The 22,962-nt window shown below is 32.3% G+C and carries 25 protein-coding genes; 4 read left to right on the plus strand and 21 right to left on the minus strand.

Annotation, left to right across the window (positions count from 1 at the left end):
- Nucleotides 1–102: 102 nt before the first annotated feature.
- The 9 genes from ACY191_RS12820 to ACY191_RS12860 all read right to left on the minus strand — a co-directional run bounded on the left by ACY191_RS12820 (nt 103) and on the right by ACY191_RS12860 (nt 9,082).
- Complete coding sequence (locus ACY191_RS12820; protein ID WP_042738110.1) at nt 103–2,154, minus strand: cation:proton antiporter; 2,052 nt, start codon at nt 2,152–2,154, stop codon at nt 103–105.
- 507 nt (nt 2,155–2,661) lie between these two features.
- Nucleotides 2,662–3,108 carry a Na+/H+ antiporter subunit G gene (locus ACY191_RS12825; protein WP_042738109.1) on the minus strand — a complete coding sequence of 149 codons (447 nt, stop codon included), beginning with the start codon at nt 3,106–3,108 and terminating at the stop codon, nt 2,662–2,664.
- The gene (gene mnhF2, locus ACY191_RS12830; protein ID WP_042738108.1) at nt 3,083–3,385 is read right to left on the minus strand and encodes a Na+/H+ antiporter Mnh2 subunit F; all 303 of its coding nucleotides are present in this window, start codon (nt 3,383–3,385) and stop codon (nt 3,083–3,085) included. The genes ACY191_RS12825 and mnhF2 overlap by 26 nt, the downstream gene beginning before the upstream one ends.
- The gene (gene mnhE2, locus ACY191_RS12835; protein WP_042738107.1) at nt 3,382–3,864 is read right to left on the minus strand and encodes a Na+/H+ antiporter Mnh2 subunit E; all 483 of its coding nucleotides are present in this window, start codon (nt 3,862–3,864) and stop codon (nt 3,382–3,384) included. Before mnhE2 ends, mnhF2 begins: the two co-directional genes overlap by 4 nt.
- Entirely contained in the window at nt 3,861–5,363 is a 1,503-nt protein-coding gene (gene mnhD2, locus ACY191_RS12840; RefSeq protein WP_042738106.1) for a Na+/H+ antiporter Mnh2 subunit D, read from the minus strand. Before mnhD2 ends, mnhE2 begins: the two co-directional genes overlap by 4 nt.
- Nucleotides 5,356–5,703 carry a Na+/H+ antiporter Mnh2 subunit C gene (mnhC2, locus tag ACY191_RS12845; RefSeq protein WP_042738105.1) on the minus strand — a complete coding sequence of 116 codons (348 nt, stop codon included), beginning with the start codon at nt 5,701–5,703 and terminating at the stop codon, nt 5,356–5,358. The genes mnhD2 and mnhC2 overlap by 8 nt, the downstream gene beginning before the upstream one ends.
- Entirely contained in the window at nt 5,700–6,125 is a 426-nt protein-coding gene (mnhB2, locus tag ACY191_RS12850) for a Na+/H+ antiporter Mnh2 subunit B (protein ID WP_042738104.1), read from the minus strand. Before mnhB2 ends, mnhC2 begins: the two co-directional genes overlap by 4 nt.
- Entirely contained in the window at nt 6,112–8,508 is a 2,397-nt protein-coding gene (locus ACY191_RS12855) for a DUF4040 family protein (RefSeq protein WP_042738103.1), read from the minus strand. The genes mnhB2 and ACY191_RS12855 overlap by 14 nt, the downstream gene beginning before the upstream one ends.
- 22 nt (nt 8,509–8,530) lie before the next feature.
- Nucleotides 8,531–9,082: a tyrosine-type recombinase/integrase gene (locus tag ACY191_RS12860; RefSeq protein WP_107512843.1), complete on the minus strand. Its 552-nt coding sequence runs from the start codon at nt 9,080–9,082 to the stop codon at nt 8,531–8,533.
- Between the two features lie 149 nt (nt 9,083–9,231).
- Here ACY191_RS12860 and sroA point away from each other — a divergent pair, with 149 nt between their 5' ends.
- Nucleotides 9,232–9,438, plus strand: a complete 207-nt coding sequence (gene sroA, locus ACY191_RS12865) for a sigS mRNA-stabilizing protein SroA (protein ID WP_229366970.1) — start codon at nt 9,232–9,234, stop codon at nt 9,436–9,438.
- 14 nt (nt 9,439–9,452) lie between these two features.
- Nucleotides 9,453–9,671 carry a DUF2922 domain-containing protein gene (locus ACY191_RS12870; RefSeq protein ID WP_042738100.1) on the plus strand — a complete coding sequence of 73 codons (219 nt, stop codon included), beginning with the start codon at nt 9,453–9,455 and terminating at the stop codon, nt 9,669–9,671.
- 439 nt (nt 9,672–10,110) lie between these two features.
- On the opposite strand, the gene ACY191_RS12875 is transcribed toward ACY191_RS12870, so the two are convergent.
- On the minus strand, nt 10,111–10,374 hold the full coding sequence (locus ACY191_RS12875; protein ID WP_042738099.1) for a hypothetical protein: 264 nt from the start codon (nt 10,372–10,374) through the stop codon (nt 10,111–10,113).
- 262 nt (nt 10,375–10,636) lie between these two features.
- Here ACY191_RS12875 and ACY191_RS12880 point away from each other — a divergent pair, with 262 nt between their 5' ends.
- Entirely contained in the window at nt 10,637–11,566 is a 930-nt protein-coding gene (locus ACY191_RS12880) for a DMT family transporter (RefSeq protein WP_042738098.1), read from the plus strand.
- 888 nt (nt 11,567–12,454) lie between these two features.
- A complete protein-coding gene (gene sarA, locus ACY191_RS12885) occupies nt 12,455–12,829 on the plus strand; it encodes a global transcriptional regulator SarA (protein WP_042738097.1) in 375 nt (124 codons plus the stop codon).
- 292 nt (nt 12,830–13,121) lie between these two features.
- Here sarA and ACY191_RS12890 read toward each other — a convergent pair whose 3' ends face one another.
- The 11 genes from ACY191_RS12890 to ACY191_RS12940 all read right to left on the minus strand — a co-directional run bounded on the left by ACY191_RS12890 (nt 13,122) and on the right by ACY191_RS12940 (nt 22,961).
- Nucleotides 13,122–13,922: an alpha/beta fold hydrolase gene (locus tag ACY191_RS12890; protein ID WP_463270059.1), complete on the minus strand. Its 801-nt coding sequence runs from the start codon at nt 13,920–13,922 to the stop codon at nt 13,122–13,124.
- Between the two features lie 189 nt (nt 13,923–14,111).
- Nucleotides 14,112–14,822, minus strand: coding sequence for a hypothetical protein (locus ACY191_RS12895; RefSeq protein ID WP_042738096.1), 711 nt, complete (start codon nt 14,820–14,822; stop codon nt 14,112–14,114).
- A gap of 181 nt (nt 14,823–15,003) precedes the next feature.
- Nucleotides 15,004–15,510: an SA0570 family protein gene (locus ACY191_RS12900; RefSeq protein ID WP_107527831.1), complete on the minus strand. Its 507-nt coding sequence runs from the start codon at nt 15,508–15,510 to the stop codon at nt 15,004–15,006.
- Between the two features lie 150 nt (nt 15,511–15,660).
- On the minus strand, nt 15,661–16,458 hold the full coding sequence (locus ACY191_RS12905) for an alpha/beta fold hydrolase (RefSeq protein WP_229366969.1): 798 nt from the start codon (nt 16,456–16,458) through the stop codon (nt 15,661–15,663).
- A gap of 3 nt (nt 16,459–16,461) precedes the next feature.
- A complete protein-coding gene (locus ACY191_RS12910; protein WP_042738093.1) occupies nt 16,462–17,157 on the minus strand; it encodes an HAD family hydrolase in 696 nt (231 codons plus the stop codon).
- 93 nt (nt 17,158–17,250) lie between these two features.
- A complete protein-coding gene (locus ACY191_RS12915) occupies nt 17,251–18,201 on the minus strand; it encodes a FecCD family ABC transporter permease (RefSeq protein ID WP_042738259.1) in 951 nt (316 codons plus the stop codon).
- A 264-nt stretch (nt 18,202–18,465) separates the two neighbouring features.
- Nucleotides 18,466–19,341: an ABC transporter substrate-binding protein gene (locus ACY191_RS12920; protein WP_229366968.1), complete on the minus strand. Its 876-nt coding sequence runs from the start codon at nt 19,339–19,341 to the stop codon at nt 18,466–18,468.
- 61 nt (nt 19,342–19,402) lie between these two features.
- Complete coding sequence (locus ACY191_RS12925; protein WP_229366967.1) at nt 19,403–20,038, minus strand: endonuclease III domain-containing protein; 636 nt, start codon at nt 20,036–20,038, stop codon at nt 19,403–19,405.
- 132 nt (nt 20,039–20,170) lie between these two features.
- Nucleotides 20,171–21,838, minus strand: coding sequence for an arginine--tRNA ligase (argS, locus tag ACY191_RS12930; protein ID WP_042738090.1), 1,668 nt, complete (start codon nt 21,836–21,838; stop codon nt 20,171–20,173).
- Nucleotides 21,835–22,251 (minus strand): YwiB family protein, encoded by a 417-nt coding sequence (locus tag ACY191_RS12935; RefSeq protein WP_042738089.1) that lies wholly within the window; start codon nt 22,249–22,251, stop codon nt 21,835–21,837. Before ACY191_RS12935 ends, argS begins: the two co-directional genes overlap by 4 nt.
- Before the next feature lie 182 nt (nt 22,252–22,433).
- The gene (locus tag ACY191_RS12940) at nt 22,434–22,961 is read right to left on the minus strand and encodes a YwhD family protein (protein WP_229367375.1); all 528 of its coding nucleotides are present in this window, start codon (nt 22,959–22,961) and stop codon (nt 22,434–22,436) included.
- Nucleotide 22,962: the final 1 nt, after the last annotated feature.

Below are 22,962 nucleotides of genomic sequence, written 5' to 3' on the forward strand. Positions count from 1 at the left end.
TATGTATTTTAAATATAAAAATAAAAGAGACAGGATTGTAGTCATGTATAGATAGCTAAGTGCGTACCATTATACAAGCGTCAATCGTGTCTCTTTTTATTATTAATCTGTTAAACTATCTACGATGATCATTTCGTCATAGTTTATCGCTTCCCTAATTTTTAAAGCTGTCGCTTCACTTACTTCTTCTTCTTCAATCAATTGATTTAGAATTCGGCGTTGTTCCTTTAAAGCGACTAACTTAATTTTAGTTATTGAGTTTTCATTTTTAGGATTAAAGAAGTTCGATGGTGTTAAGTTATCAGTTCGTAGTAAATAACTATCACATACCATACCTACTTCTAATTTATTATCCTCTGTCGTTTCCTTTGCTAATCTACTAACGACTCTATAATGTACTGTTCTCATTACATTAGAAATTTCTCTTAAATTGTCTACAACTGATAGTGATGATGCAGCATTCGTTTTAACTTTGTTTTTGATTCGACGTTTTAAAATCATCGCTCTCAACTCCACTTTAATACGTTGTATTAATGAAGCTTGTTTATAAACTTGTGTACGTTCGGAGTAGCGCATATAATTGTCTAAAACATTGGTAGTGATGTCTCCATTTTCTACTAACCCATTCAATGTTTCATTCTCTACGTCGAATGCAATTTTTTGTAATCTTTGTAGTTCTTTTGTATTTTCATCTTCATTTTCTACCGTTCTAATAAAGGCAAGTTTATCGTGATAATCCTTGATTACATTACCATACTGGAAGCTTGAATCCACCGTAGACATTTGATTTAAACTATCTATTACCTTTTCTAAAATAAATACACGGGCCTGCTTAAAGTTCATTCCTTTAATCTTCGGCGATTCCGCATTTGGCGTTGCAAATGGCAATATCAATTGGGCCACAATTAAACTAATTAAGACCATTCCAGATGCTACAAATAATAAATCATCTCTAAACGCAAATGAATGGTGATTCGCCAACATGTACGGTAATGTCAGTGCGATTGCTAATGAAATTGTTCCATGTACACCACATAACGTCATAATAAAGGCATACATACTACGCTTAGGCGGTGCTTCTGTAGATTTTTCTTCATCTTGATTATAGGAAATCATTTTTTGGAAGGGACTAACTGGTAAATAAAAATAAGGATATAACACGAACACCCATAAAAATCTAAACAGATAAATCGCTAATGCGACTAAGAACGTCACCACGATTAAAAATACCAAGTTATGCGGTTCATTTTCTATAATTCTTCCGACAACTTCTGGTACTAAAAATCCTAAGATAGTAAACACAAATCCATTTAATGCATAACCTAGGATATTCCATGTATGGTTATAACTCATTTGCAAACGCGTACGTGCTTGTGCAATTCTATCTCTTTCAAACCCATGAACGAGACCTGCTACAACTGCTGCAATAATGCCTGAAGCGTGGAACATTTCGGCAACCAAATAAGTTACAAATGGTGTGACGAGTTGAATAAATGTAAACATGTTAATATTTTCAATACCACGTCGTGTAAGTGTAACTCTAAATCGTACTAATGCAACACCGATAATGATTCCGACAATAAATCCACCAATGGAAGAAATTAAAAATTGAGCAATTGCATTAGTAACAGAAAATGCACCCGTAACCAGTGCTGCTACAGCAATTTTAAAAGATATGATACCCGCTGCATCATTTAACAAAGATTCACCTTCTAAAATTGTCATAGACCCCTTCGGTAAGACTTTCCCATTTGTAATAGCTTGTACAGCTACGGCATCAGTAGGACATAAGATGGCTGCTAGTGCGAATGCTGCCGCCATAGGTAGATCCGGCCAAATCCAGTGGATAAATAAACCTACTACGATTACCGTTGTAACTACTAAACCTAATGCCATCATCAGTACGGGTTTAATATAACGTCTCAAGTGCACCCTTGAAACCTTAACCCCTTCCACAAATAGCAATGGTGCAATTAATGCAACCATAAACAGTTCCGTGTCAAATTGAAATTCTACTGGTATCGGTGTGACATATAAAAGCATTCCCAAAATGATTTGAATGAAGGCAAGTGGTACCTTTGGAAGAAATGTATGTACAAATGAACTAGCGATAACAAGTGCTAAAAAGATAAGTATCGTTTCAAATATTTGCAAGGTTTCACCTCTTTTCTATTTGAGATTTACTGTTCATAATTGTTGAGGTTGAAACATAAAATCAATTTTCCCGTGAATTAATTACATGTATTATTCATAGTTAATAACCGATGAATAAGCGCTTCTTGATTCACCTTGTGATTAATATTTTCAAAATTAACACAATTACAAATATATATTATTTTATCATTTTTTTGCTCATTGCTTAAATGTATTGCACTCATTTTGTAATATTTCCTTTACAAAGCGATTTAATCTTTTAAAATTAGTCTACTTACTCAGATATATGACAATACTATTTAACTATATATAAAATAAACTGCGTATCGATCAATATATTGTTAAACATTTTACCCTAAATATAATCCACAGTTAATAAACACAATGCGCTCAATACCCGTATCTAAATTTCAAATTGACCATTTCATATAAATATAGACGTAAAAAAACAGAGCTAGCCCAATATCATGGCTTAGCCCTGTCTCTCGTGAATCACACATTATATGATTAAAAATCATGTTCCTGTTCATAAGTTTTACGTCTTTTTGCTTCTCGTGCTTCTGCACGTTTTTTTAGTTGTTCAAAGGTATTATTCTCACTACCACTTAATAATATACTCGACTGTCTAGGTGCATCGCTTTTCCTATACATATAAGCTCCAGTACGATATGCCGCACGTGAGATTAAGTGACCACCTACTGGCGCAGTCAAATTAATAAATACAAGTGCAAGTATCATCCTAACACTGAGATAACCTTGTGACGAGATAAAATATATAATGACTCCAACAAGTGTTAAGAGTACAGACAATGTTGAACTTTTAGTTGAAGCATGACTACGTAAGAATACATCTTGGAACTTAATTAAACCTATTGCACTGATAAGTGCGATAATACTTCCTAGAAACATCATAAAGGCGGCAATTAAGTTAATAATTTCGCTTGTTATTTGCATTAAACACATGACCCCCTTCTATAAATCTAGAAATAGAGACTGAGCTTACAAATGAAATAATAGCTATAAGTAAAATCGAATCTAAGAATGAAAACGTTCCAAATATAATACTCAGTACACCAACTACAGACATCAAGATGGCACTAGCCGTATCAAATGCCACAACTCTATCTGCAGTGGTTGGTCCCTTAATAATTCTGAATAAGGTAAGTAACAGTGCAATACCAAATATAATAAGTGAACTCGTAATAAAAAAGTTTATAAGTGTATTGATCATTCTGTCACCTCCAAGATAAGCCCCTCGTACTGCTGGATACTTTTTAATAATTTTTTCTTTTCTTTTTCAGAAACATCTATCGCATGAATAAAGAACTTTTGTTTCTTCTTAGAAATTCTAATCACCGTGGAACCAGGTGTAATGATAATTAGAATTGTTAAGAAGGAAACTTCCCAATCACTAGCTAACTTTGTTTCGTACGTAACTAAACCTGGATTCATTTCTTTTGTTTTAAATAATATATAGTTAATTGTTGTCATACTCGATGTGATTAATTGATATAAATACACTGCTAAAAATTTAATAGCAACCCATACTTTTCTCAAGTAGAATTGTTGTCCGAAAAAGCGATGTAAAATATATATAACGATTAATCCAATGAGATAACCTGCAAAGAAAGTTGAAATCTTAAATGATTCTTCGTCTTGAAATAGTACCCATAAAAAGGCGATAACAATATTTAGTACGACTTGTCTCATTTTTCAACCTCCTTTTTAAGGTTAGGGTTAACTGATTTTTCGTAATGACCATCGTCCATGTTTAAATGTGTAGCATTTTCTGTGACTTGGAAAATCACAGGTGCCGCGATACCCATAGCTAACACTACGGCCACTAATATGCCAATCAATCCCTTTCTATAACCAGGAATCTCTTTAAATTCCACTTCTTCACCTGTTTTATCGTTACCGAGATACATTGTAAAAAATACTCTAAATAAGCTAAACATAGCTATGAGACTCGTTAATATCATCAATGTTAAACCAATGTAATTCCCATTTTCTATTGCACCTTTAAAAATAAACAATTTACCTGGAAAACCACTAAACGGTGGCACACCACCAATTGCTAATATCATAACAATAAACGCGACACCAAAGAATGGCTGTTTCTTCGCTAAACCTGTTAAATATTTATAGTGACGATAACCTGTAATATAAACAAGACTACCTATAATAAAGAAGAGTAATGTTTTAACTACAATATCATTTGCGAGATAAAATATTGCACCATTCACTCCTGCAAAGGTCTGCGTACCTAAACCAAAAATAATAAATCCAATTGATAAGATAACTTGATATGCTGCTATCTTTTTAATATCTCTATAAGCCAACACACCGAATGCACCAATAATCATCGTAATGCACGCTAAAAATACGAATAATGGATGCGTAATCGACTCATGTTCATCGAAGATTAACGTAAAGAAACGAATTAACGCATACGCCCCAACCTTAGTCATTAGTGAAGCAAACAATGCTGCAAGTTCCGTATTTAATACTGCATAAGCCTTAGGTAACCACATAAATAATACCAAAGCTGCCTTAGCACCAAATGCAACTAAAAATACCATTGAAATAATAACGATTGAACTTTCATCTTTCATCGTTTCCAATCTTGATGCAACAAGCGCAAAATTTAATGTCCCCGTTAACTTATAAAGCATACCAATACCAATTAAGAGTAACCAAGAGCCAATAATATTCAATACGACATATATAATTGCTGCACGTAATTGCTCAACCGATTGTCCAAGTGTTATCAATACAAAGGATGCTAACAGCATAACTTCAAACATCACATAAACATTAAATAAATCAGCAGTTAAAAAAGAACCGATAACGCCAACAGTTAAAAATAAAATAAAACTAGGTAAGTAATAACGAATTGCTCTTTTTTCTGCTCTACCAAATCCATAAGCCATAATAAGCGTTACAACAAAGCTCGAAACAGTAACCATTAATAAGCTTAATGAATCGCCAACAAATTGAATACCAAATGGGGCCTGCCAACCACCAAAATCTAATTTAATTGGGCCATGTACCATTACTGAAATTAACAACATCAATGAAATAATTGTCGTTAATGCCATCGTTCCAATTGAGAAGATGCGTGACAATCTACTTTGTGTGCGTATAAATACCAGTAATAATGCACATACAGCTGGTAACAATAATGGGAATATTAGTAAATTACTCATCGTTGTCATCATCTCCTCTCAGTACATCTATTTCATCTTCTTTCGTTACACGATATGTTCTATACACGAGTACTAAGAGAAAGGCTGTCATCGCGAAGCCAATAACTATGGCAGTTAACACAATAGCTTGCAATAATGGATCGACGAACGCTTTACTACCATCACCGATTAACGGCTCTACCATATCTTTGCCATATTTACCCATACTCATAATGATTAAGTTACCAGCATGTGTGTAGATTGAAATTCCGATTACAATTCTGATTAAATTGACTGATAATATCATATACGTTCCAATAAATATTAAAAAGCCAATAACTAATAGTAAGATAAGATTCATGAGCGACCACCACTAATAGATAACATAACAGTGACCACAACACCGACTACTGCTAACACAATCCCCGCTTCAAATACAGTAATTGTCGTTAGATGTACCTCTCCTAAAATAGGTAACGTCACGTATGCCTCAGCTTGGTAAAGGAACGGTTTACCAAAAAACATGGGTATAATCGCCATCGTAAATGACACTAATGAACCAATTATCATCAATATTCTAAAATCTATCGGCAATGATACTAATACTTGCTTAACATCGAACGCTAGGAACATCAATAAGAATGCCGAACTAAAAATCAAGCCACCAATAAAGCCACCACCTGGATTATTATGACCTGCTAAAAACAGATAAAACCCAAATGTTAATAAGATAAAGACTACAATTTTCGTGACTGTACGTAATACCACATCATTCTCTTTCATCTTGTCCCCTCCGATCTTTAAAGTTAAGTAATGTATAAATGCCTAAACCAGCGATAATTAATACGAGACCTTCAAATAATGTATCCAGCGCTCTAAAGTCTCCAAGTATAGCATTAACAATATTTTTGCCACCTGTCAGTTTATACGCATCATGATAAAATGTTGAAATCGTAGGCATCGCGTTACTTTGTTGTGCAATAAACACTAATGTAACTACAATAATCGCCATTAATAATGATACGACGATTTTGACAGCTTCACGCTTCTTATGAACTTTCGTTCTAGGTACGTTAGGCAACCTTGAAAAGCTCACAATAAATAGAATTGTAGTAATCGTCTCAACCACTAATTGTGTCAACGCTAAATCTGGTGCCTTCATTAAGATAAAGAATATCGTTACACAATAACCAATAATACCATTTAGGATAACCATCGTTAGTCGCTGCCTGATAAATGTCAAAGCAATACCTAGTACAAAAACTACGATAAGTGTAATAACCTCTAATGGACCAAACTCACTGACATGAATTTGATGTACCTTAGGAAATCCTGCCTGAATAATGCCATACGTAACAATCATAATAAAGATAATTAATGTAATTGTGATATAGTGATTTAATCTATTGTTCATCAACGAGCGAATACTATATCCTGAATAATATTCAAATTGTTTATATGTACCTAGGTACATGTCAGATATAGATGTTGCTTTAATTTGCTGTGTGTGCTTTTTCCAATCAATCTTCAATGCTGCTGTAATACCTACTATAAATACAATTACGCTTAAAATTAAAGGCAAATTCACACCATGCCATTGAGAAATATGTGGCGCCAATTGATCTGCTTTACTACCAATTGAAATATTTCTAAATGCAGGTAATATAATGTAGTGCGCAAATAGATTTGGTACGAAAAAGATAATAGGCAATAAGAGCATCATAATTAATGAGGGTACTGTAAATAAGAATGGCTCATGAACATGTTGTTTAGGTAACTGAGCCTTGGAGTAATCTCCCCAGAACACTTCTTTAATCATGTAAACCGCATAAATCAAAGTAAATATACTTGCCACAACACCAACTGCATCTAACAATAATGTGAGCCATATATTAAATTGAGTTAATTCGTGTGCGCTAACTAACCCTTCAAAAAACATTTCCTTACTGAGGAAACCATTTAAAAATGGTATCCCTCCCATTGCTAAAGCCGAAACTAACATCACTACGTGTGTAATTGGTAATACCTTACGCAAACCTGAAAGCTTTCGTATATCACGCGTACCTGTCTCATGATCAATAATACCTACACCCATAAACAATGCGCCTTTGTACAATGCGTGATTCATCAAGTGAAATAACGCGCCAAATAACACTAAACTATATACCTTTGCCATTTCGCCAGTCGGCTGTTGAACAACACCCCCACCAATACCTACCATTGAAACAATCATACCGAGTTGACTAATTGTAGAATATGCCAAGATACCCTTTAAGTCGAACTGACGTATAGCATTAATCGCACCAAAAATCATGGTGATTAATCCTACAAATGTTACACAATAAATATAAAAATCACTTAATCCTAAAATAGGCGTAAATCTAAATAGCAAGAAAATACCTGCTTTAACCATTGTGGCAGAATGTAGATATGCACTCACCGGTGTTGGTGCTACCATAGCTTTAGGTAGCCAAATATGAAATGGAAACTGCGCAGATTTTGTAAAAGCCCCAATCAATAACATAATAATAATCGGTATAAATAACGGACTATTTGCAATGCTATGACTATCATTAATTATGTCAGTAATGGTATTTGAACCCGTAACGGTATATATCATTATGAAACCTGTCAGCATTGCCAAACCACCGAGCACCGTAATCATAAATGATTGTAGTGCGCCAAATTGACTATCTCGGTTACCATACCAATATGCGATAAGCAAGAATGAAGAAACACTTGTTAATTCCCAAAATACATACAGTAAAATAGTATTATTTGCAGTAACTACACCCAACATACTAATCATGAATAATAATAAATATATATAAAAACGGGGTAAATCATCATGATCTTTAGACATATAGCGTGTAGCATAATAAAATACTGCCACTCCAATTAGTGATATTAACAAACTGAAGAATAGACTTAAGCCATCTAATCTAAAGTCAATATTGATATCTAAAGATGGCAACCATGGTAACCTAATCGCTACATAATGCCCAGCAAATACACTCGGAATTTGCCATAAAAAATATAATGCTGAAACAATCGGTGCTATCATTACAATTGTGCCAGATACATTTTGTAACTTCTGGTGCGTGTATGTAAATAACAACAATATCATCAGCACAATTAATACACTGAATAGAATAACTAAACTCATACGGTCCCTCCTTCATCTCTATTTATAAAGTTAATGCGATCGTGGTATTGCTTTTCTTAGTCGATATACCGATAAATTTCATTGTCTCAAAGGTCGTTTGATGACCTAAATATTTTTGAATAATTGAAATAGAAATACCTGATTGATAAGCATGATAAGCAAATGTCTTTCGTAGCGTTGTCAATCCAATATGCAACATGCCCAACTCATCTGCTGCTGCATGAATAATTCGATACGCCTGTTGTCTCGATAAACCTTTCAGTGTTCTATTAGATTGAAATAATAATTCATCATCTTGTATATTATGTGTTTCAATATAGTGCGATAATTCTCGTCTAAGCACTTCAGGTAAACGGATATGGATATTTGGTGCATGGTCTTCTAACCAATACATTTTTATATCCTCCTGCTCACTTCTTACATCTGCCACACTCAGATTTAACAATGCCGATAGTTTAATTCCTGTATGGATTGCAAATTTAAATAGTAAGTAATCTCTATCTGATTTGCGCTTTAACACTTCATACATTGCCTTTATCTCTTTAATATCCCTTATCGGATCAACTTGATTCATATAGCCACCTCTATCACTAATAAATGTTTCATATTTAATGATATATGATATTTAAGTAACATTAAAGTTTTTTTACTTAATTTTTTAAAAAAATTTTGACCAATTCCCTGTGACAGTTCGATATATAGAGTGAAAGGAGGTTCACAACCATGAACAATATAAACCAATTAGCTCTAGACATGGCACGCACTTTGTACGATAAAGATGGCAAAGCTAAGATTGTTAAACGGCACTTTTCAAATTTAAATACTGCTGCAACGAACGAACAATTATTAGCCTTTAAAACGATTATCGAACAAATCACTGGGGAACGTTTCGATTCACTCGAAGTTATTAAAACAGAAGCAATTAAATAAGGAGGTTACAAGCAATGACACAAACATTAGAATTGGTATTTAACGACGCTGTAAATAAAGCGATAAAGATTCAATTACCTAATATCGAACGTTTTGTTAACGAATCTGCAGTTAAAGAAGGCATGAAAAAGATACTCGATTTGGACTTACTTCGTCCTAAGGCAGGTATCCCAACTAAAGTGGCTTCAGCACATATCATCGACAAAACAACTAAAGTTATTTTTGATAATTAATCGTTATCAATACTACACAAAAATATAATAAGTTATAGCATATTATAGGTAGTGAGTGGCTAAGTAGGATGCATAATCTTGTTAATAATCAACCCAACATTTAATATAGTAGAAATTGAAATATATGATGTTATATATTAATGAACGAACAAGATAAACTACTTAGCCATTTTTTATTAACAAAGCAGCTACCGAACGCTATATAACTTAACTATAAAGTACCTAGTTCTTCAATTATATAAAAACATAACACCATTGATTCTTTCATCGGTACCTTTCCTTGCTATAACCATAAAAAACCACTTTGACTAAAGGAATATTTAATGTATCCTCCATATCAAAGTGGCTTATTTATTCTAAAAATATAACAGTGCTATATTAATGCATATGCGGCAATTTTTACTACGCTATATTTTTTTAACTATTCATATTTATATTTTTATAAACTTTCATCTACAGGTGCTTCACTATTATTATTTATAGGTCTCAGTCTAACAGTATCACCAAAAAAGATTTTTTTCTTTCCTAGTTTTTTACAAAGCGTATACTGATCAAAAACATCAATAACTTGAGCTAAGTTTTTATATGAGCGTTTGGGATTTAGTACTTCTATAAATTGTTGCTGCTTAATCCCGTCATTAATACCAGCATCAACAAAAAATGTTTCTTCGTCTAACAGACGAATAATTGATAATTGTTTCAATATAATTTTCCACCAATTCCACTAATCTCAATCATGATAAATATATGAAGTTTTTGGTTACATTACTTTACTAATTGATAACTTTACATTTATCAGTTGTTTAAAACATAAAAAATAACTAACGCCATTCTATAACATTTTTTGTATTGTGTACATGAATGTAGTGATAAATTATATAATTCTTATCTGAAATATAAAGATATGAAATCTAACTACTTTGCTATATAATGATAAAGATAACTTTATAAGAAAGAGTGATTTTATGTTTCTTTTATATATCGTCGGAATTATAGCTGGAATGGTGGTCCCATTTCAAACTTCTATTAACTCAAGACTCAGCATTTACACGAAATCTTCATTTTATGCATCTACTATCTCTTTTGGTACTGGCACAATCTTTTTAATTATTATCAACCTTATTGTGAATCCACACGTTTTCACTTTAGCTTTTTACGATAATCAATCTCTAAGTTATGTTTGGTATGTGGGTGGTATGTTAGGGGTCATCTTCCTCACTGGAAACTTAGTTTTATTACCACGGTTAGGCGCTTCATTAACTGTTGTGATGACTGTAGCAGGACAAATCATAATGGGTGTCCTTATCGATACATTTGGTTGGTTTGGTGCAGAACATGAACCTTTCACACTATTTAAAGTATTAGGTGTAATATTATTGATATTCGGAATTATTTTAATGAACTACGTTCGGAATACCAATAATACAAGTAAAACACATCCTACATTTTATATTTGGATTATCGTTGGCTTTATTTTTGGATTTTGTCCCCCAATACAAACTGCAATTAACAGCGCACTAGGACAACAAATTCACTCTTCAGTAATGGCAGCCCTTGTATCATTTACAGTTGGAACTATTGTACTGTTCATTCTTACACTAATCTTTAATCGAAGCTTAAAATTAACTACATATGACAATAAACAAGGTAAATTGAAACCATTATATTTTATTGGCGGTACATTAGGTGTCATCTTTGTAACAACGAATATCATACTTATGCCCCATTTAGGTGCAGCATTAACTACAATTATTGGTATGCTCGGTCAAATGTTAATGGGTATTATTATCGATCACTTTGGCTTACTTGGGACAAATAAAAATAGAATAACACCTCGCAAAGTTATTGGTATTGTCTCAATTATGATAGGTATTATATTGTTACGTCTTTTCTAATACTTACTCATATGTAAACAACTAGCAGCCTACAACACATATTAAATTATCGTGTTGTAGGCTGCTTTATTTTGTCTAATATCCACTAACCTTCAGTTGTGGCATTTGAACTAAACCACATATACATAGCAACAGAACATATTTATAAACTAAATATTTATCAAATATGTTCACAATTTATAAACCACTTATTTGGTATCGAAATAGCCTCCACAAAATTAATTGTACTTTTATATTTTTAGGGTTATATTACATAAAATTTTTAGGAATTTAGTATATATTTACTTCCCAAAACTCCTCCTTTGCGTTAGCATATTAAAGGGTATTTTCTTAATTATAATAATTAAAATTTAAAAAATAACAATATGTAATGAGCAACTTGTTATAAATCGAAGAATTAAAAAATTTATTAAACGGGTTATTATTTAAGGAAATATGGGTAATAAAAATTATGTATAAACTTTTTCAATAGTAAATTCATTGGTTTTTCTTTTGAATTATTGGCACAATGCGGTCTAAATTTCAGATGTGTACATTATAATTGATTAGCATTATAAAATTTAAATTATTTTTGTTTCAAATTTATCAAATGACGATAAATTGAAATATAACAGAATAAATTTAATTTACACTAATGGTTTGGAAATAATTGTATTAATAACAGAAAACATTAATGTAACGCTTAAACAGATTTTTGTTTACTTTCTATTTTTATTTAGTTATAATAAACTAAATAAAAGAGGGTTTATTATATATTATCCAAATATAATAAAGCAATAAATTATGATAACCCTTTGAATTTAACTTTGAATTAAGACAGATAATTATACAAAAACAAATTTAATATGTATACTAAATTGGGCATTTAAAACTAGGGAGGAAATTAGGATGGCTATCACAAAAATCAATGATTGTTTTGAATTATTGGCAATGGTAACATATGCTGATAAATTAAAAGGTATTATCAAGAAGGAATTCTCAGTAAGTTTCGAGGAATTCGCTGTATTAACATATATTAGTGAGCATGAAAGTGAAGAATATTATTTAAAAGATATTATCAATCACTTAAACTATAAACAACCACAAGTTGTTAAAGCAGTTAAAAACTTATCACAAGAAGATTATTTTGATAAAAAGCGTAACGAACACGATGAAAGAACTGTTTTAATTTTAGTTAACACTAAACAACGTAAAAAAATTAATGAATTATTATCACGTGTAAACCAACGTATTAAAGAAGCTAACGACGATAACGAAGTATAAATCGCTACAGACTTAAACCCTAAAAACCAGTAAATGATTTTATAGTCATTTACTGGTTTTTTATTTATAATACTACCTTACTTCTCTAGTACACTAATTCAATCTTGCGCTTCAATTGATATCTTGAATTCCTTAGGAATGCCCTCAAAATATTTCGCAAAATTTAAAAGAGGGCCAATCCATTCAACATGGTTTAGCCCTCTTTATATTTAACACCAAATTATTTTAATTATTCATTCTTACTTTTACTTTAAAAAGTAAGTACTATTTCTATTATTAAGTTAATAAGACTTTATTTTTGAAATTCTAGCGAGCCAACAAAATTTAAATAAACATTTAGAAAATGGTTAGGTTCCTCTATGTGCGGCGCATGTCCAGATTGTTCAAATTTGAAAGTTTTTAATGATTTAAATGCCCCACGATATTGTTCAAAATTTTCCATTTCTACTAAAGGATCATATATACCATTAACAATTAAAGTTGGTACATTTACTTTTTGAATAATAATTTCTTCATTTAGTACTGGGAAGTTCAATAAAGCTCTTGTAGCTATAGCACTTGCTTCAGGTGATTGCCTGCTATAAATCAATTGATTTTGAAACCATTTTTTCGCTTTTTCTTGCTTTTTGTATAAATACGGGAATAAGATGATCAAAGCCTCTGACTTATCAAAACCTTCTATTTCGTCTTGATGTTCGACCATTAATTTGTTTAATCCATGTACACTTTGTATTAAATTAGACGCTATTAATGTCAAAGATCTAACTTTGCATTCATATTTATTAGTAAATTGTTTGGCGATCACGCCTCCCATATCATGCCCTATGAGATGCGCTGAATTTATTTCTAGCTTGTCCATCAAACATTTTAAATCCTCAACATGATCATCTAAGTAAAATGAAGTTGGTTTAGATGATTTGCCATGACCTCTCACATCATAAATAATGACATCATATTTATCTTTCAATTCATCTTTCAGACTATACAATGATGCCATATTACTATCTAGTCCATGAATTAAGATAACAGGAAAACCACGACCCTCACGGATGTATGCAATCTCGGTGTTAAAACTCGTCTCTATTTTTTTCATCATGGGTCACCTCCCTTTACAAATGTAATATACCCGAATTTGCTGTGCTCTACGCTACATTTCCAATTAATAATATTGTATTTTTCTACAATTCGATAGTTATTAAAGTGCATAAAAAAGCCTCTTTAAGCTATTTGTGTCTTTATACACTGACACCTTAAAGAGGCCTTTCTTTACCTTTACGATAATTCAATTTCTAGATGATATACGTATCGTATAATAAATAATTACTATTAGTAATAATACCCAGATAACTATTGAAGCTATTTGTGCAATGCTTGCACTACTTATCATTGCATCAATGGTTTTTTGACAAAATAATAAGCCTATGCCAGTAAATTCTAATCGTCTAAAATATATACCACAAATACTAAATATGATTCCTACAAAAAACATAAATTGGTGGGCATACATTGATACTGCCACAATACCTAAGTTTAAATCTAGTGCATGTACAATAACTAAGAAAAATGAAATACCTGCTATACCAATTCCTATTATCCGTTCAAATTTATTGCTATATAGATAGTTCTTCCAACCAATTCTTAAATAAATAAAGATAGATATTGGTAAGATGACTAGACAGTAAAAGATGGATAAACCTGAAGCAGCTTGGAAAGTCACATAATGTTTATCATATAAGTATGAAAGTAAAATAAAATTCACAATAAAAAATACGATTGGATTTAACTGTAATGTAAATAAATTTCGTTGGATTGTTAAGATAATTTCTGCTGGCGACTTACTTCTATACTCAATATAATCTTGATCTTGAGCTTCTGATTTATGAAAATCCCTTTTTAATTTATCTTTGATATCGTCAATGAGATTTGGAGATAGACCTTTATGAGTGAAGTAATCATTTATGTTTTCTAATAATACTTTGTCATTAACTCGCATGAAATACTCCTTTAGTAAATTTTAACAGTTGCTTAACAGTTCATATTTCTATGACGCTTGTTTATTCTAATACACTTTTAATATATTATCTCTCATATTAATACATTTTAACAATTAAATAACCGACAAGCATTAAATACACACTTGCCGGTTATTCTATAACTTTAAACATTAAAACATATTATTCACTAATATCAATTCGATATAATTTAATGTTCTTATCACTTGGAGATGAAGAACTGAATTGGTAAGATACGTCATTATCTTGAACGTATCCAAAGTTACCAGTTACATTATTGTAATGTTCACGCGTAATGGCACTACTACTTACTTCGTTCTTTACAGCTTTATATGTTGGACCAGAAGTATCGTTATAACTCATTGAAATACGTGTGATTTCACCTTGATTCTTCTTACCATTTGCTGTTACAACTAATACACCATCATCAAGTTTGAACTCGTAATAATGTTCTTTATTGTCAGTACTATGTGAATAAATCGGTTTGCTATTGTTCTTTAATACAGTTTGAATTGAGTCACCTAGTTTAGCACCTTCTAAAGTTGTATCTCCTTGTTGTAATTGTTTAACATTTTGGATAGTGTTACCAGAAGCTGCTGACGCACTTCCTGCACTTACCCCAGAAAACGCCAAACCTGAAACTAATGCCGCTACTAATATCTTTTTCATAGCATTTCTCTCCTTTATTACGTTTTCCGTATTTTTATTGTACTATAAACATTACTAAATTAACAGTAATGTTACAATATTATTACAGAGAAATTATTTTTGTAATTCGGAAGCACTAGAAAACACTACATTCTACACCTATCGTATCATTTATCTCACACAATGGTAATTCTTTTTTACAAATGATTTTACCTCAGCTATAAATTTAGCTTTCTCCTCAATGAATGGATAAAGACCTGATTCAGCAAATACTTCAAACAGAGAACCTGCAATCATGTCACTAACCTCTTTAGCTTCGAGTACCGTCGTTCTTTCACCGTGTTTGCCGACTATTATTTGTGTCGGGACATCCATTTTATCTAAATAATACATAATATTATTATCATTAAATGAACGTCGTACTGCTGATAATTCTGTTTTTGTAGCCATATCATTGGTATTTTCAACTTGCTTTAAAAACTTTTTAACTTTAAATTTTGAATGATATAAATGCTTTGCAAAGAATTTTTGTTGTTCATCTTTATCCCAACTGCGAATCTTATAGGCGTATTTTTTAAATAAACGTTCTGATGGATCCATATCATTGAGTAATGTTGGATTAACTAAAGTTAATGCACTAACCATTTCTGGATGCTCGGCTGCAAACCCAACCGCAATCGACGCTCCCATCTCGTGTCCTATCAACGCGCATTGATCCACATATAAATAATCTAATAATGCTTTAATATCTTCAATATAATCTGTAAAAGCAATGTCTAATGGTTTATCTGAATAACCATGACCACGTAAATCTACTAAAATGACTTGATAATCTGAATTAAATTTATCTTCAATCGGATGAAACACAGATAAATTATCAAATGATGTATGCAACATCACAATGACTTTACCTTCACCACTAGAACTATAGTTTAATGCTACGCCATCATTTGTTTTAAATAATTTCATTTTCTAATTCCCCTTCTTTCCAATAGGCAAAATAGACAATAATTCTTCTAATGTCGTAATTGTATAGTCAACTTCTTCAGGTAATGGTTCTAACTCTGCATCTTCTTCTTTAAACCATACACTGACCATACCCATAGCACGTGCTGGTGCAACATCATTTAAAGGATCATCGCCTACATACATGGTTTCTTCAGGCTTTGTACCTAACTGTTCTAATATACTTTCAAAAATTTTAGGATGTGGCTTTCTATAACCTACTGTCTCTGAGGTCGTCAAATAGTTTATCGCATCCTCAATACCTAAGGCATGGAGTCTAAATTGTTTAATTTTTGACTTTCCATTTGCAATGACTCCAGTTAAATAACCATAATTCGATAATTTTTCTAACGTATACAACGTATCATAATATGGAAATACATAACGATAGAAGTGCATTTCAAAGTCATTAAACAAATCTTTCCAAGTGAGTCGGTCGACATGAAAGTCTTTAATTAATGCCTTATAAAGCTCTGGCTTATCATGGTCTTCGTCATCATCCAGTTCGATAAATTTTTTACGAAAATCGGCAAGTTGAATGCGTACGAGATAATCATGAAATCGTTCATATTGTTCTTCTATAAATTTATCTCTTGATTTTTTTCTATCTAAGAGTGTCCCTTCCAAATCAAATACGATTGCTTTTATTTCTGTTAAGTCCATTTTCATACCCTCTTTAATTCAAACATTTCATAAAATTGATCATTCATTTAATTAATTATCTTTTTGTTTGCCAAGTACCCCATTTTCACATAATTACTCGTTCAAGCGTGGCTCAGTTACCATAATGTAAAACAACACTGGAATACCAAGTAATGCAAGGACAATACTAGCTGGTATTTGATAAGGATTAATAACAATACTCCCTAGCCAATCGGCAATAACCATAACCGTGCCACCAATTAGCATGTTTAACATAAAATGTTGTCCTAAATTAAACTGTTTATAATGGCGACGCACTAGTTGGGGAATGACCATACCAATAAAGCCTATCACACCAACATATGCCACAATAACGGCAGTCACAATTGAAGCGAGAATCAATACACTATATGTTACTAAACGTACATGTAAACCAAGTGATTGCGCCCTCAACTCTCCTAGTTGTAATATTTTTATACTTGAAATCATACTTAATAATATACTAATAGCTATCACCAAAACAATAGCAATATAGATTACTTTATAATATTCTGCTGATGCAAAGCCACCGAACATATAATTGACAATGCTATTTAACTTTTTAGGGTTAAATTCAATTAATAAATACAGTAATGCATTAAACAATGCTCCAATCATAATACCCGATAATATTAATGTGCGTACCGGATATCCTCGCGACATTACGGCCGTTAAGCTAAGTACGATTGCTAATGTTATTAAACTACTGATTATTGACATTAAAGGTATCCAAATCAATGACATTCCTAACGCCACTGCGAAACCTGACCCCAATGTTGCACCACTTGCTAAACCTAACGTATAACTATCCGCAAGTGGGTTATTTAATAACGTTTGGAACATATGTCCTGCGATTGTTAAGCCTATACCTGCAAGAACAGCTTCTAACATTCTAGGTATCCGAACTTCTAATAAAATCGTTTGTGTAAGACTATGGTTAATCGAGGTTAAGCCCCACAACAAACTCAGTGTGATAGTGAGACATAACATAAACATCCATATCATCACAATTTTATAATATTTCATAATTGTTGCCACGCTTTCAGTTTGTTTTATCAAATTAACCTTATCATCTGTTGTTATTTATCTCTATGATTAATTATAAATATCATTTTTTGATTGCAACCACAAGATCCATTTTCAGTACACCAAGACTATAAATAATCGTTTCTATGATGTTGATAAATAGATAAAGCACACGCTTAATATCTATAATAATGTTCAATTGATGAATTATAAAAAATACAGCAGTTTCCAAATTACAACTCAGAAACTACTGTATCAAATATATTATTTATTGTAGATTGCTTCTTTCAATTCCTTTAAACCATCGTCTAAACGTGGCCCCGGTCTAGAAATTTCGTCTCCATTGACCGCCTTTAATTTATCGTTTTTCACTGCGTTAATCTTATCAAAACCGCCTCTTTGTTTTACCTTTTTGGCATAAGTTTTTTCTGTTTCTCCCATTGTTGAAATCATTATATCTGGATTCTTTTTAATTATGTCTTCTTTACTAACCTTTTGCCAACCATTTACATCCTCAAAACTATTTTTCGCATGTAGTGTTTTTAGCATATCATTGAAGAACGTATGATTTCCTGATGTATAAATCTCAGGTTCTGACGAAACTTCCATAAAGACTTTTTGTGATTTAGCATCCTTTGGTACAGAATCTTTAATCTTTTTAATATTTTGCTTCGTTTCCTTTACCAATGCATTTGCTTGCTTCTCTTTTCCGGTTACTTTCCCGATTTGTTTGAAGGTATCATACATTTCAGATATTGATTGTGCGTCTTTAACATAAACAACTTTAACACCGCTCTTTGACAGTGATTTCAATACATCACCAGCAGTAGATTTCTGTGATTCATGCGCTAGAATCAAGTCAGGGTTAGCCTTTAATAACGCCTCTTTGTTTAACTTCATAGCGTCGAATTGTTTTTTATCTTTTACTGCCTTTGGGTAGTCATCTACAGTAGATACACCGATAACCTTTTTACCTAAACCAAGTTCGTAAAGCGTTTCAGTATTACTTGGCATCAAAGAAATAATTCTGTTATATTTTGCTTTTTCTGCATGTTCTGTTTCATTTCGACCTGTACTACAAGCCGTTAACAAGACAACAAATATAGCAACAAGAGAAATAAATTTAATAGACTTGTTCATGATTGTGCTCCTAATTAATATTTTGCTTTAATTTTATCAAAAATATCACTATTTTATAATATTATTTGACAAAATATTTTTCTAAAAATTGAAAATCGCCATTATTTTTACTATTGAAATATGCTTTACCAAAATTATCTAATAGTGCGTGTAATTCATTGGCATCTTGGTTCGTAAAGTCCTGAGGTAAATCTATTTTCTGTTTTAATTTGTGATATCGTTCTGTTCCACTATAACCCAACTTGCTAAATATTCTACGTGTATAACTATCTGGTATAAACTCAATACCATCAAAGACATACACCATTAGTACATCAGCTGTTTCTTCACCTATACCTTTCAATTCAAGTAGAGACTTTCTCAGTTGTTTACCATAATGTGCTTGAATGCCTGCATAATCAAAGTCAAAGCGATTTAACCAAGTCAATATTGTTAAAATTGTTTGTGCCTTAGCCTTATAAAAGCCGCTCGATTTAATCAATAATTGCAAGTCTTCTAAATTGGTATTTAATATCTGATGGGGTTCCAATTCCGTATTTTCAGTTAAACTTTCTAGTGCATAAGCCGCATTTCTCCAATTCGTATTTTGTACTAAAATTGCACCTAAGATGATTTCGATTTTCGAATCTGCTGGCCACCAATTTTGAGGACCCATATGTTGTAACAATATTCGATATAACTGATTAACCTCTAGCAATGATTTTCCCTCCAAACAAAAAGAGTGCCACGAACTCATTTGAAGTTCACTCAATAGATACTCATATCCATTGATGAACCAAAGTTTCGCGCACTCTGTGCTCTTCATTAAAAGAATTGATTTATAATTTCATTACATTGATTCAGGTGCAGTAACACCAACTAAGTTCAATGCATTATGCAATGTTATCTTAACTGCATCAATAAGTGCTATATGCGCTTTTGTCTTTTCAGTATCGTCAGTTAATACCTTTTCAGCGTTATAGAATCTATGGAAATGCGCTGCCAAATCTTGAATATAATTTGTAATACGATGTGGCGCGCGTTGCTCTGCTGCACTTTGAATTGCTGATTCAAATTCAGCTACTTTCTTCAATAGTTCAAATGCCTTTTCATTATTGATCAATTTGAAGTTCACATCTGTCGATGGCGTAATGCCTCTTTCTGCTGCTTGTTTCAATATTGAACAAATTCTAGCATGAGCGTATTGTGCATAATAAACTGGATTATCTTGGGATTCTTGCTTTGCTAATTCCATATCAAAGTCGAAATGAGTATCTGGACTACGCATTGTTAAGAAGTATCTCGCAGCATCGACTCCGACTTCATCCATAATTTCACGTAAAGTAATTGCATTACCTGTACGTTTACTCATCTTAACTTCTTCACCATCTTGCATTAAACGAACCATTTGCATAATTTGAATTTCTAATCGGTTACTATCAACACCAAATGTTTCTAGTGATGCTTTCAAACGATTAATATAACCATGGTGATCAGCACCGAATAAGTTAATTAAAATATCATTTCCACGCTCAATCTTGTCAAAATGATAAGCAATATCTGGTAAGAAATAAGTATAATTGCCATCTTTTTTAATTAACACACGATCTTTATCATCTTTAAAATCTGTTGTACGCAACCACGTAGCACCGTCTTCTTCATACGTATAACCAAGTTCCGTCATTTTCTCTAACACTGCATCGATTTCACCTTTTTCATAAAGTGAAGTCTCACTAAACCAATTGTCATAATGCGTATTGAAGTCTGCTAAATCCTTACGTAACTTCGTCATTTCATAATCTACACCTAATTGTCTAAAGGTCTTAATACGTTCATCTTGGGACAAGTCTTTAAGTTCTGGTTGCTTTTCAGCTAAATCTTTACCAATATTGATGATATCTTTACCATGGTAACCATCTTCAGGCATTGAGACTGTGTTGTCACCTAACGCTTCAAAGTAACGTGCTTCAATTGAGCGCGCTAAATTTGTAATTTGATTACCTGCGTCATTAATATAATATTCACGTGTCACATTAAAGCCAGCTGCAGTTAAGATATTTGCTAATGTATCACCTACAGCAGCATTACGTGCATGTCCGATATGTAAATCACCTGTAGGATTTGCAGAAACATATTCTAACAAGACATTTTTACCGTTTGGTGTATCAGTATAACCAAATTCATCACCTTTTTGGATGGCTTGTACAATAATTTCAGTTAGATATGCATTATCTAAGTAAAAGTTAATAAAACCAGGACCTGCAATGTCGACCTTTTCAACATTAGCTGCTGTCGTATCTAAATTATCTACGATTGCTTGAGCAATTTCTCGAGGATTACGTTTCGCAATTTTAGTCAGTACCATCGCGATATTCGATGAGTAATCTCCATTTTTATTATCTTTAGGAATTTCTATTTTAATTTCTGGAATTTGCTCTGCGTCCGCCAATTGCGCTTTTTGAATACTATTATTAATTTCATCGATTAATGTCTGTTTCACTTGTTCAATGATATTCATTTCGCTATCTCCTTGTATATTATTTCATATTGATACGTTCCCATTTTTTCTTCATCTTGTATTAAATCATAATGTACCTTCAATTTACCACCATCTGCTGTGACAAACTGTATAATTGAATGCGTTCTTACAGTTAGTGGAATTCGACCACCAGTGATTTCATAGAGTGTTATCGTGTCTTCACCTTCAACAAAATGGAGATTCATCTTGATATCACCTTTGCGAATAATCTTAACACCACTATCTTCTATCTTAACTGTGACTTGTACTTGTGCCTCATCAATTTGTTCATTATAACGTATAAATTCTGCATTCCTTTTTTGCCATGAACCTTGAGTAGAATGGGAAAATTTTTCTTTGTTCCCGTGTTGTTTAACGACTTGTTTCGTCTGGATATTCACATTGTTTTCCAACGGATGATTCACCCTACTTTTTAAAATAATACACACTATTATAGCATATTTAATTTGTCGGTTACAGTTCGTATGACATTTTATCAACGTCAATTATCCTTTACCACTATGATGTATATGGTTACCTATATAAAAAAGGAATCAAACGATATAAAGTTTGATTCCTGATAAATTTAAATATGTTATTGTAAAGCCTCATGTAACGCTTTATCTGAATTATTCCACATATCCTGATCATGTTCCATTAAAAATGCTTTAAGCACCGCTTTATTTTCCTCACCAATATGGTCAATTTCGATTTGACGTTTCATTGACTTATCCATCATATTGACATGCTCTGGCATACTTTTATAACCTCGACGAATTGATTTATTAACTAAGAGATAACAAGCCGTCAAGCCTGCATAATAGGGGCCGTTTTCTCCTCGTTCTGTAGTTACCCAACAAAGCCAATATTCTTTCGCTTCATCACCTTCTACAGCAGCTTTATCATCAATCCATTTTACACCCTTTTCAACACTTGCTCGTGCATGCATGCCGCCAATATCTATAAAAGCATCTTTATTCTCAACATCAATAAAGACTGGCGCTATATTATCTAAACTAATGGACCCAATATTCGTACCTTTATGACCGTCTAGTGGATCATTCTTAACAATGTTAAATTTAAAGCCCTTTTTATCTGCCACCAGAAAGTACCTCCTATCCATC

This window comes from Staphylococcus sp. TCBT05 (assembly GCF_055179755.1).

Excerpts from the sequence above, each read along its gene's own strand:
- sarA (WP_042738097.1), top strand. The coding sequence starts at position 12,455 with ATGGCTATCACAAAAATCAATGATTGTTTTGAATTATTGGCAATGGTA.
- mnhD2 (WP_042738106.1), bottom strand. The coding sequence starts at position 5,363 with ATGAGTAATTTACTAATATTCCCATTATTGTTACCAGCTGTATGTGCA.
- argS (WP_042738090.1), bottom strand. The coding sequence starts at position 21,838 with ATGAATATCATTGAACAAGTGAAACAGACATTAATCGATGAAATTAAT.
- mnhB2 (WP_042738104.1), bottom strand. The coding sequence starts at position 6,125 with ATGAAAGAGAATGATGTGGTATTACGTACAGTCACGAAAATTGTAGTC.
- ACY191_RS12940 (WP_229367375.1), bottom strand. The coding sequence starts at position 22,961 with ATGGATAGGAGGTACTTTCTGGTGGCAGATAAAAAGGGCTTTAAATTT.
- ACY191_RS12905 (WP_229366969.1), bottom strand. The coding sequence starts at position 16,458 with ATGAAATTATTTAAAACAAATGATGGCGTAGCATTAAACTATAGTTCT.
- ACY191_RS12825 (WP_042738109.1), bottom strand. The coding sequence starts at position 3,108 with ATGCAAATAACAAGCGAAATTATTAACTTAATTGCCGCCTTTATGATG.
- mnhE2 (WP_042738107.1), bottom strand. The coding sequence starts at position 3,864 with ATGAGACAAGTCGTACTAAATATTGTTATCGCCTTTTTATGGGTACTA.
- mnhC2 (WP_042738105.1), bottom strand. The coding sequence starts at position 5,703 with ATGAATCTTATCTTACTATTAGTTATTGGCTTTTTAATATTTATTGGA.
- ACY191_RS12870 (WP_042738100.1), top strand. The coding sequence starts at position 9,453 with ATGACACAAACATTAGAATTGGTATTTAACGACGCTGTAAATAAAGCG.
- ACY191_RS12880 (WP_042738098.1), top strand. The coding sequence starts at position 10,637 with ATGTTTCTTTTATATATCGTCGGAATTATAGCTGGAATGGTGGTCCCA.
- ACY191_RS12920 (WP_229366968.1), bottom strand. The coding sequence starts at position 19,341 with ATGAACAAGTCTATTAAATTTATTTCTCTTGTTGCTATATTTGTTGTC.
- ACY191_RS12910 (WP_042738093.1), bottom strand. The coding sequence starts at position 17,157 with ATGGACTTAACAGAAATAAAAGCAATCGTATTTGATTTGGAAGGGACA.
- ACY191_RS12890 (WP_463270059.1), bottom strand. The coding sequence starts at position 13,922 with ATGAAAAAAATAGAGACGAGTTTTAACACCGAGATTGCATACATCCGT.
- mnhF2 (WP_042738108.1), bottom strand. The coding sequence starts at position 3,385 with ATGATCAATACACTTATAAACTTTTTTATTACGAGTTCACTTATTATA.
- ACY191_RS12900 (WP_107527831.1), bottom strand. The coding sequence starts at position 15,510 with ATGAAAAAGATATTAGTAGCGGCATTAGTTTCAGGTTTGGCGTTTTCT.
- ACY191_RS12860 (WP_107512843.1), bottom strand. The coding sequence starts at position 9,082 with ATGAATCAAGTTGATCCGATAAGGGATATTAAAGAGATAAAGGCAATG.
- sroA (WP_229366970.1), top strand. The coding sequence starts at position 9,232 with ATGAACAATATAAACCAATTAGCTCTAGACATGGCACGCACTTTGTAC.
- ACY191_RS12895 (WP_042738096.1), bottom strand. The coding sequence starts at position 14,822 with ATGCGAGTTAATGACAAAGTATTATTAGAAAACATAAATGATTACTTC.
- ACY191_RS12915 (WP_042738259.1), bottom strand. The coding sequence starts at position 18,201 with ATGAAATATTATAAAATTGTGATGATATGGATGTTTATGTTATGTCTC.
- ACY191_RS12855 (WP_042738103.1), bottom strand. The coding sequence starts at position 8,508 with ATGAGTTTAGTTATTCTATTCAGTGTATTAATTGTGCTGATGATATTG.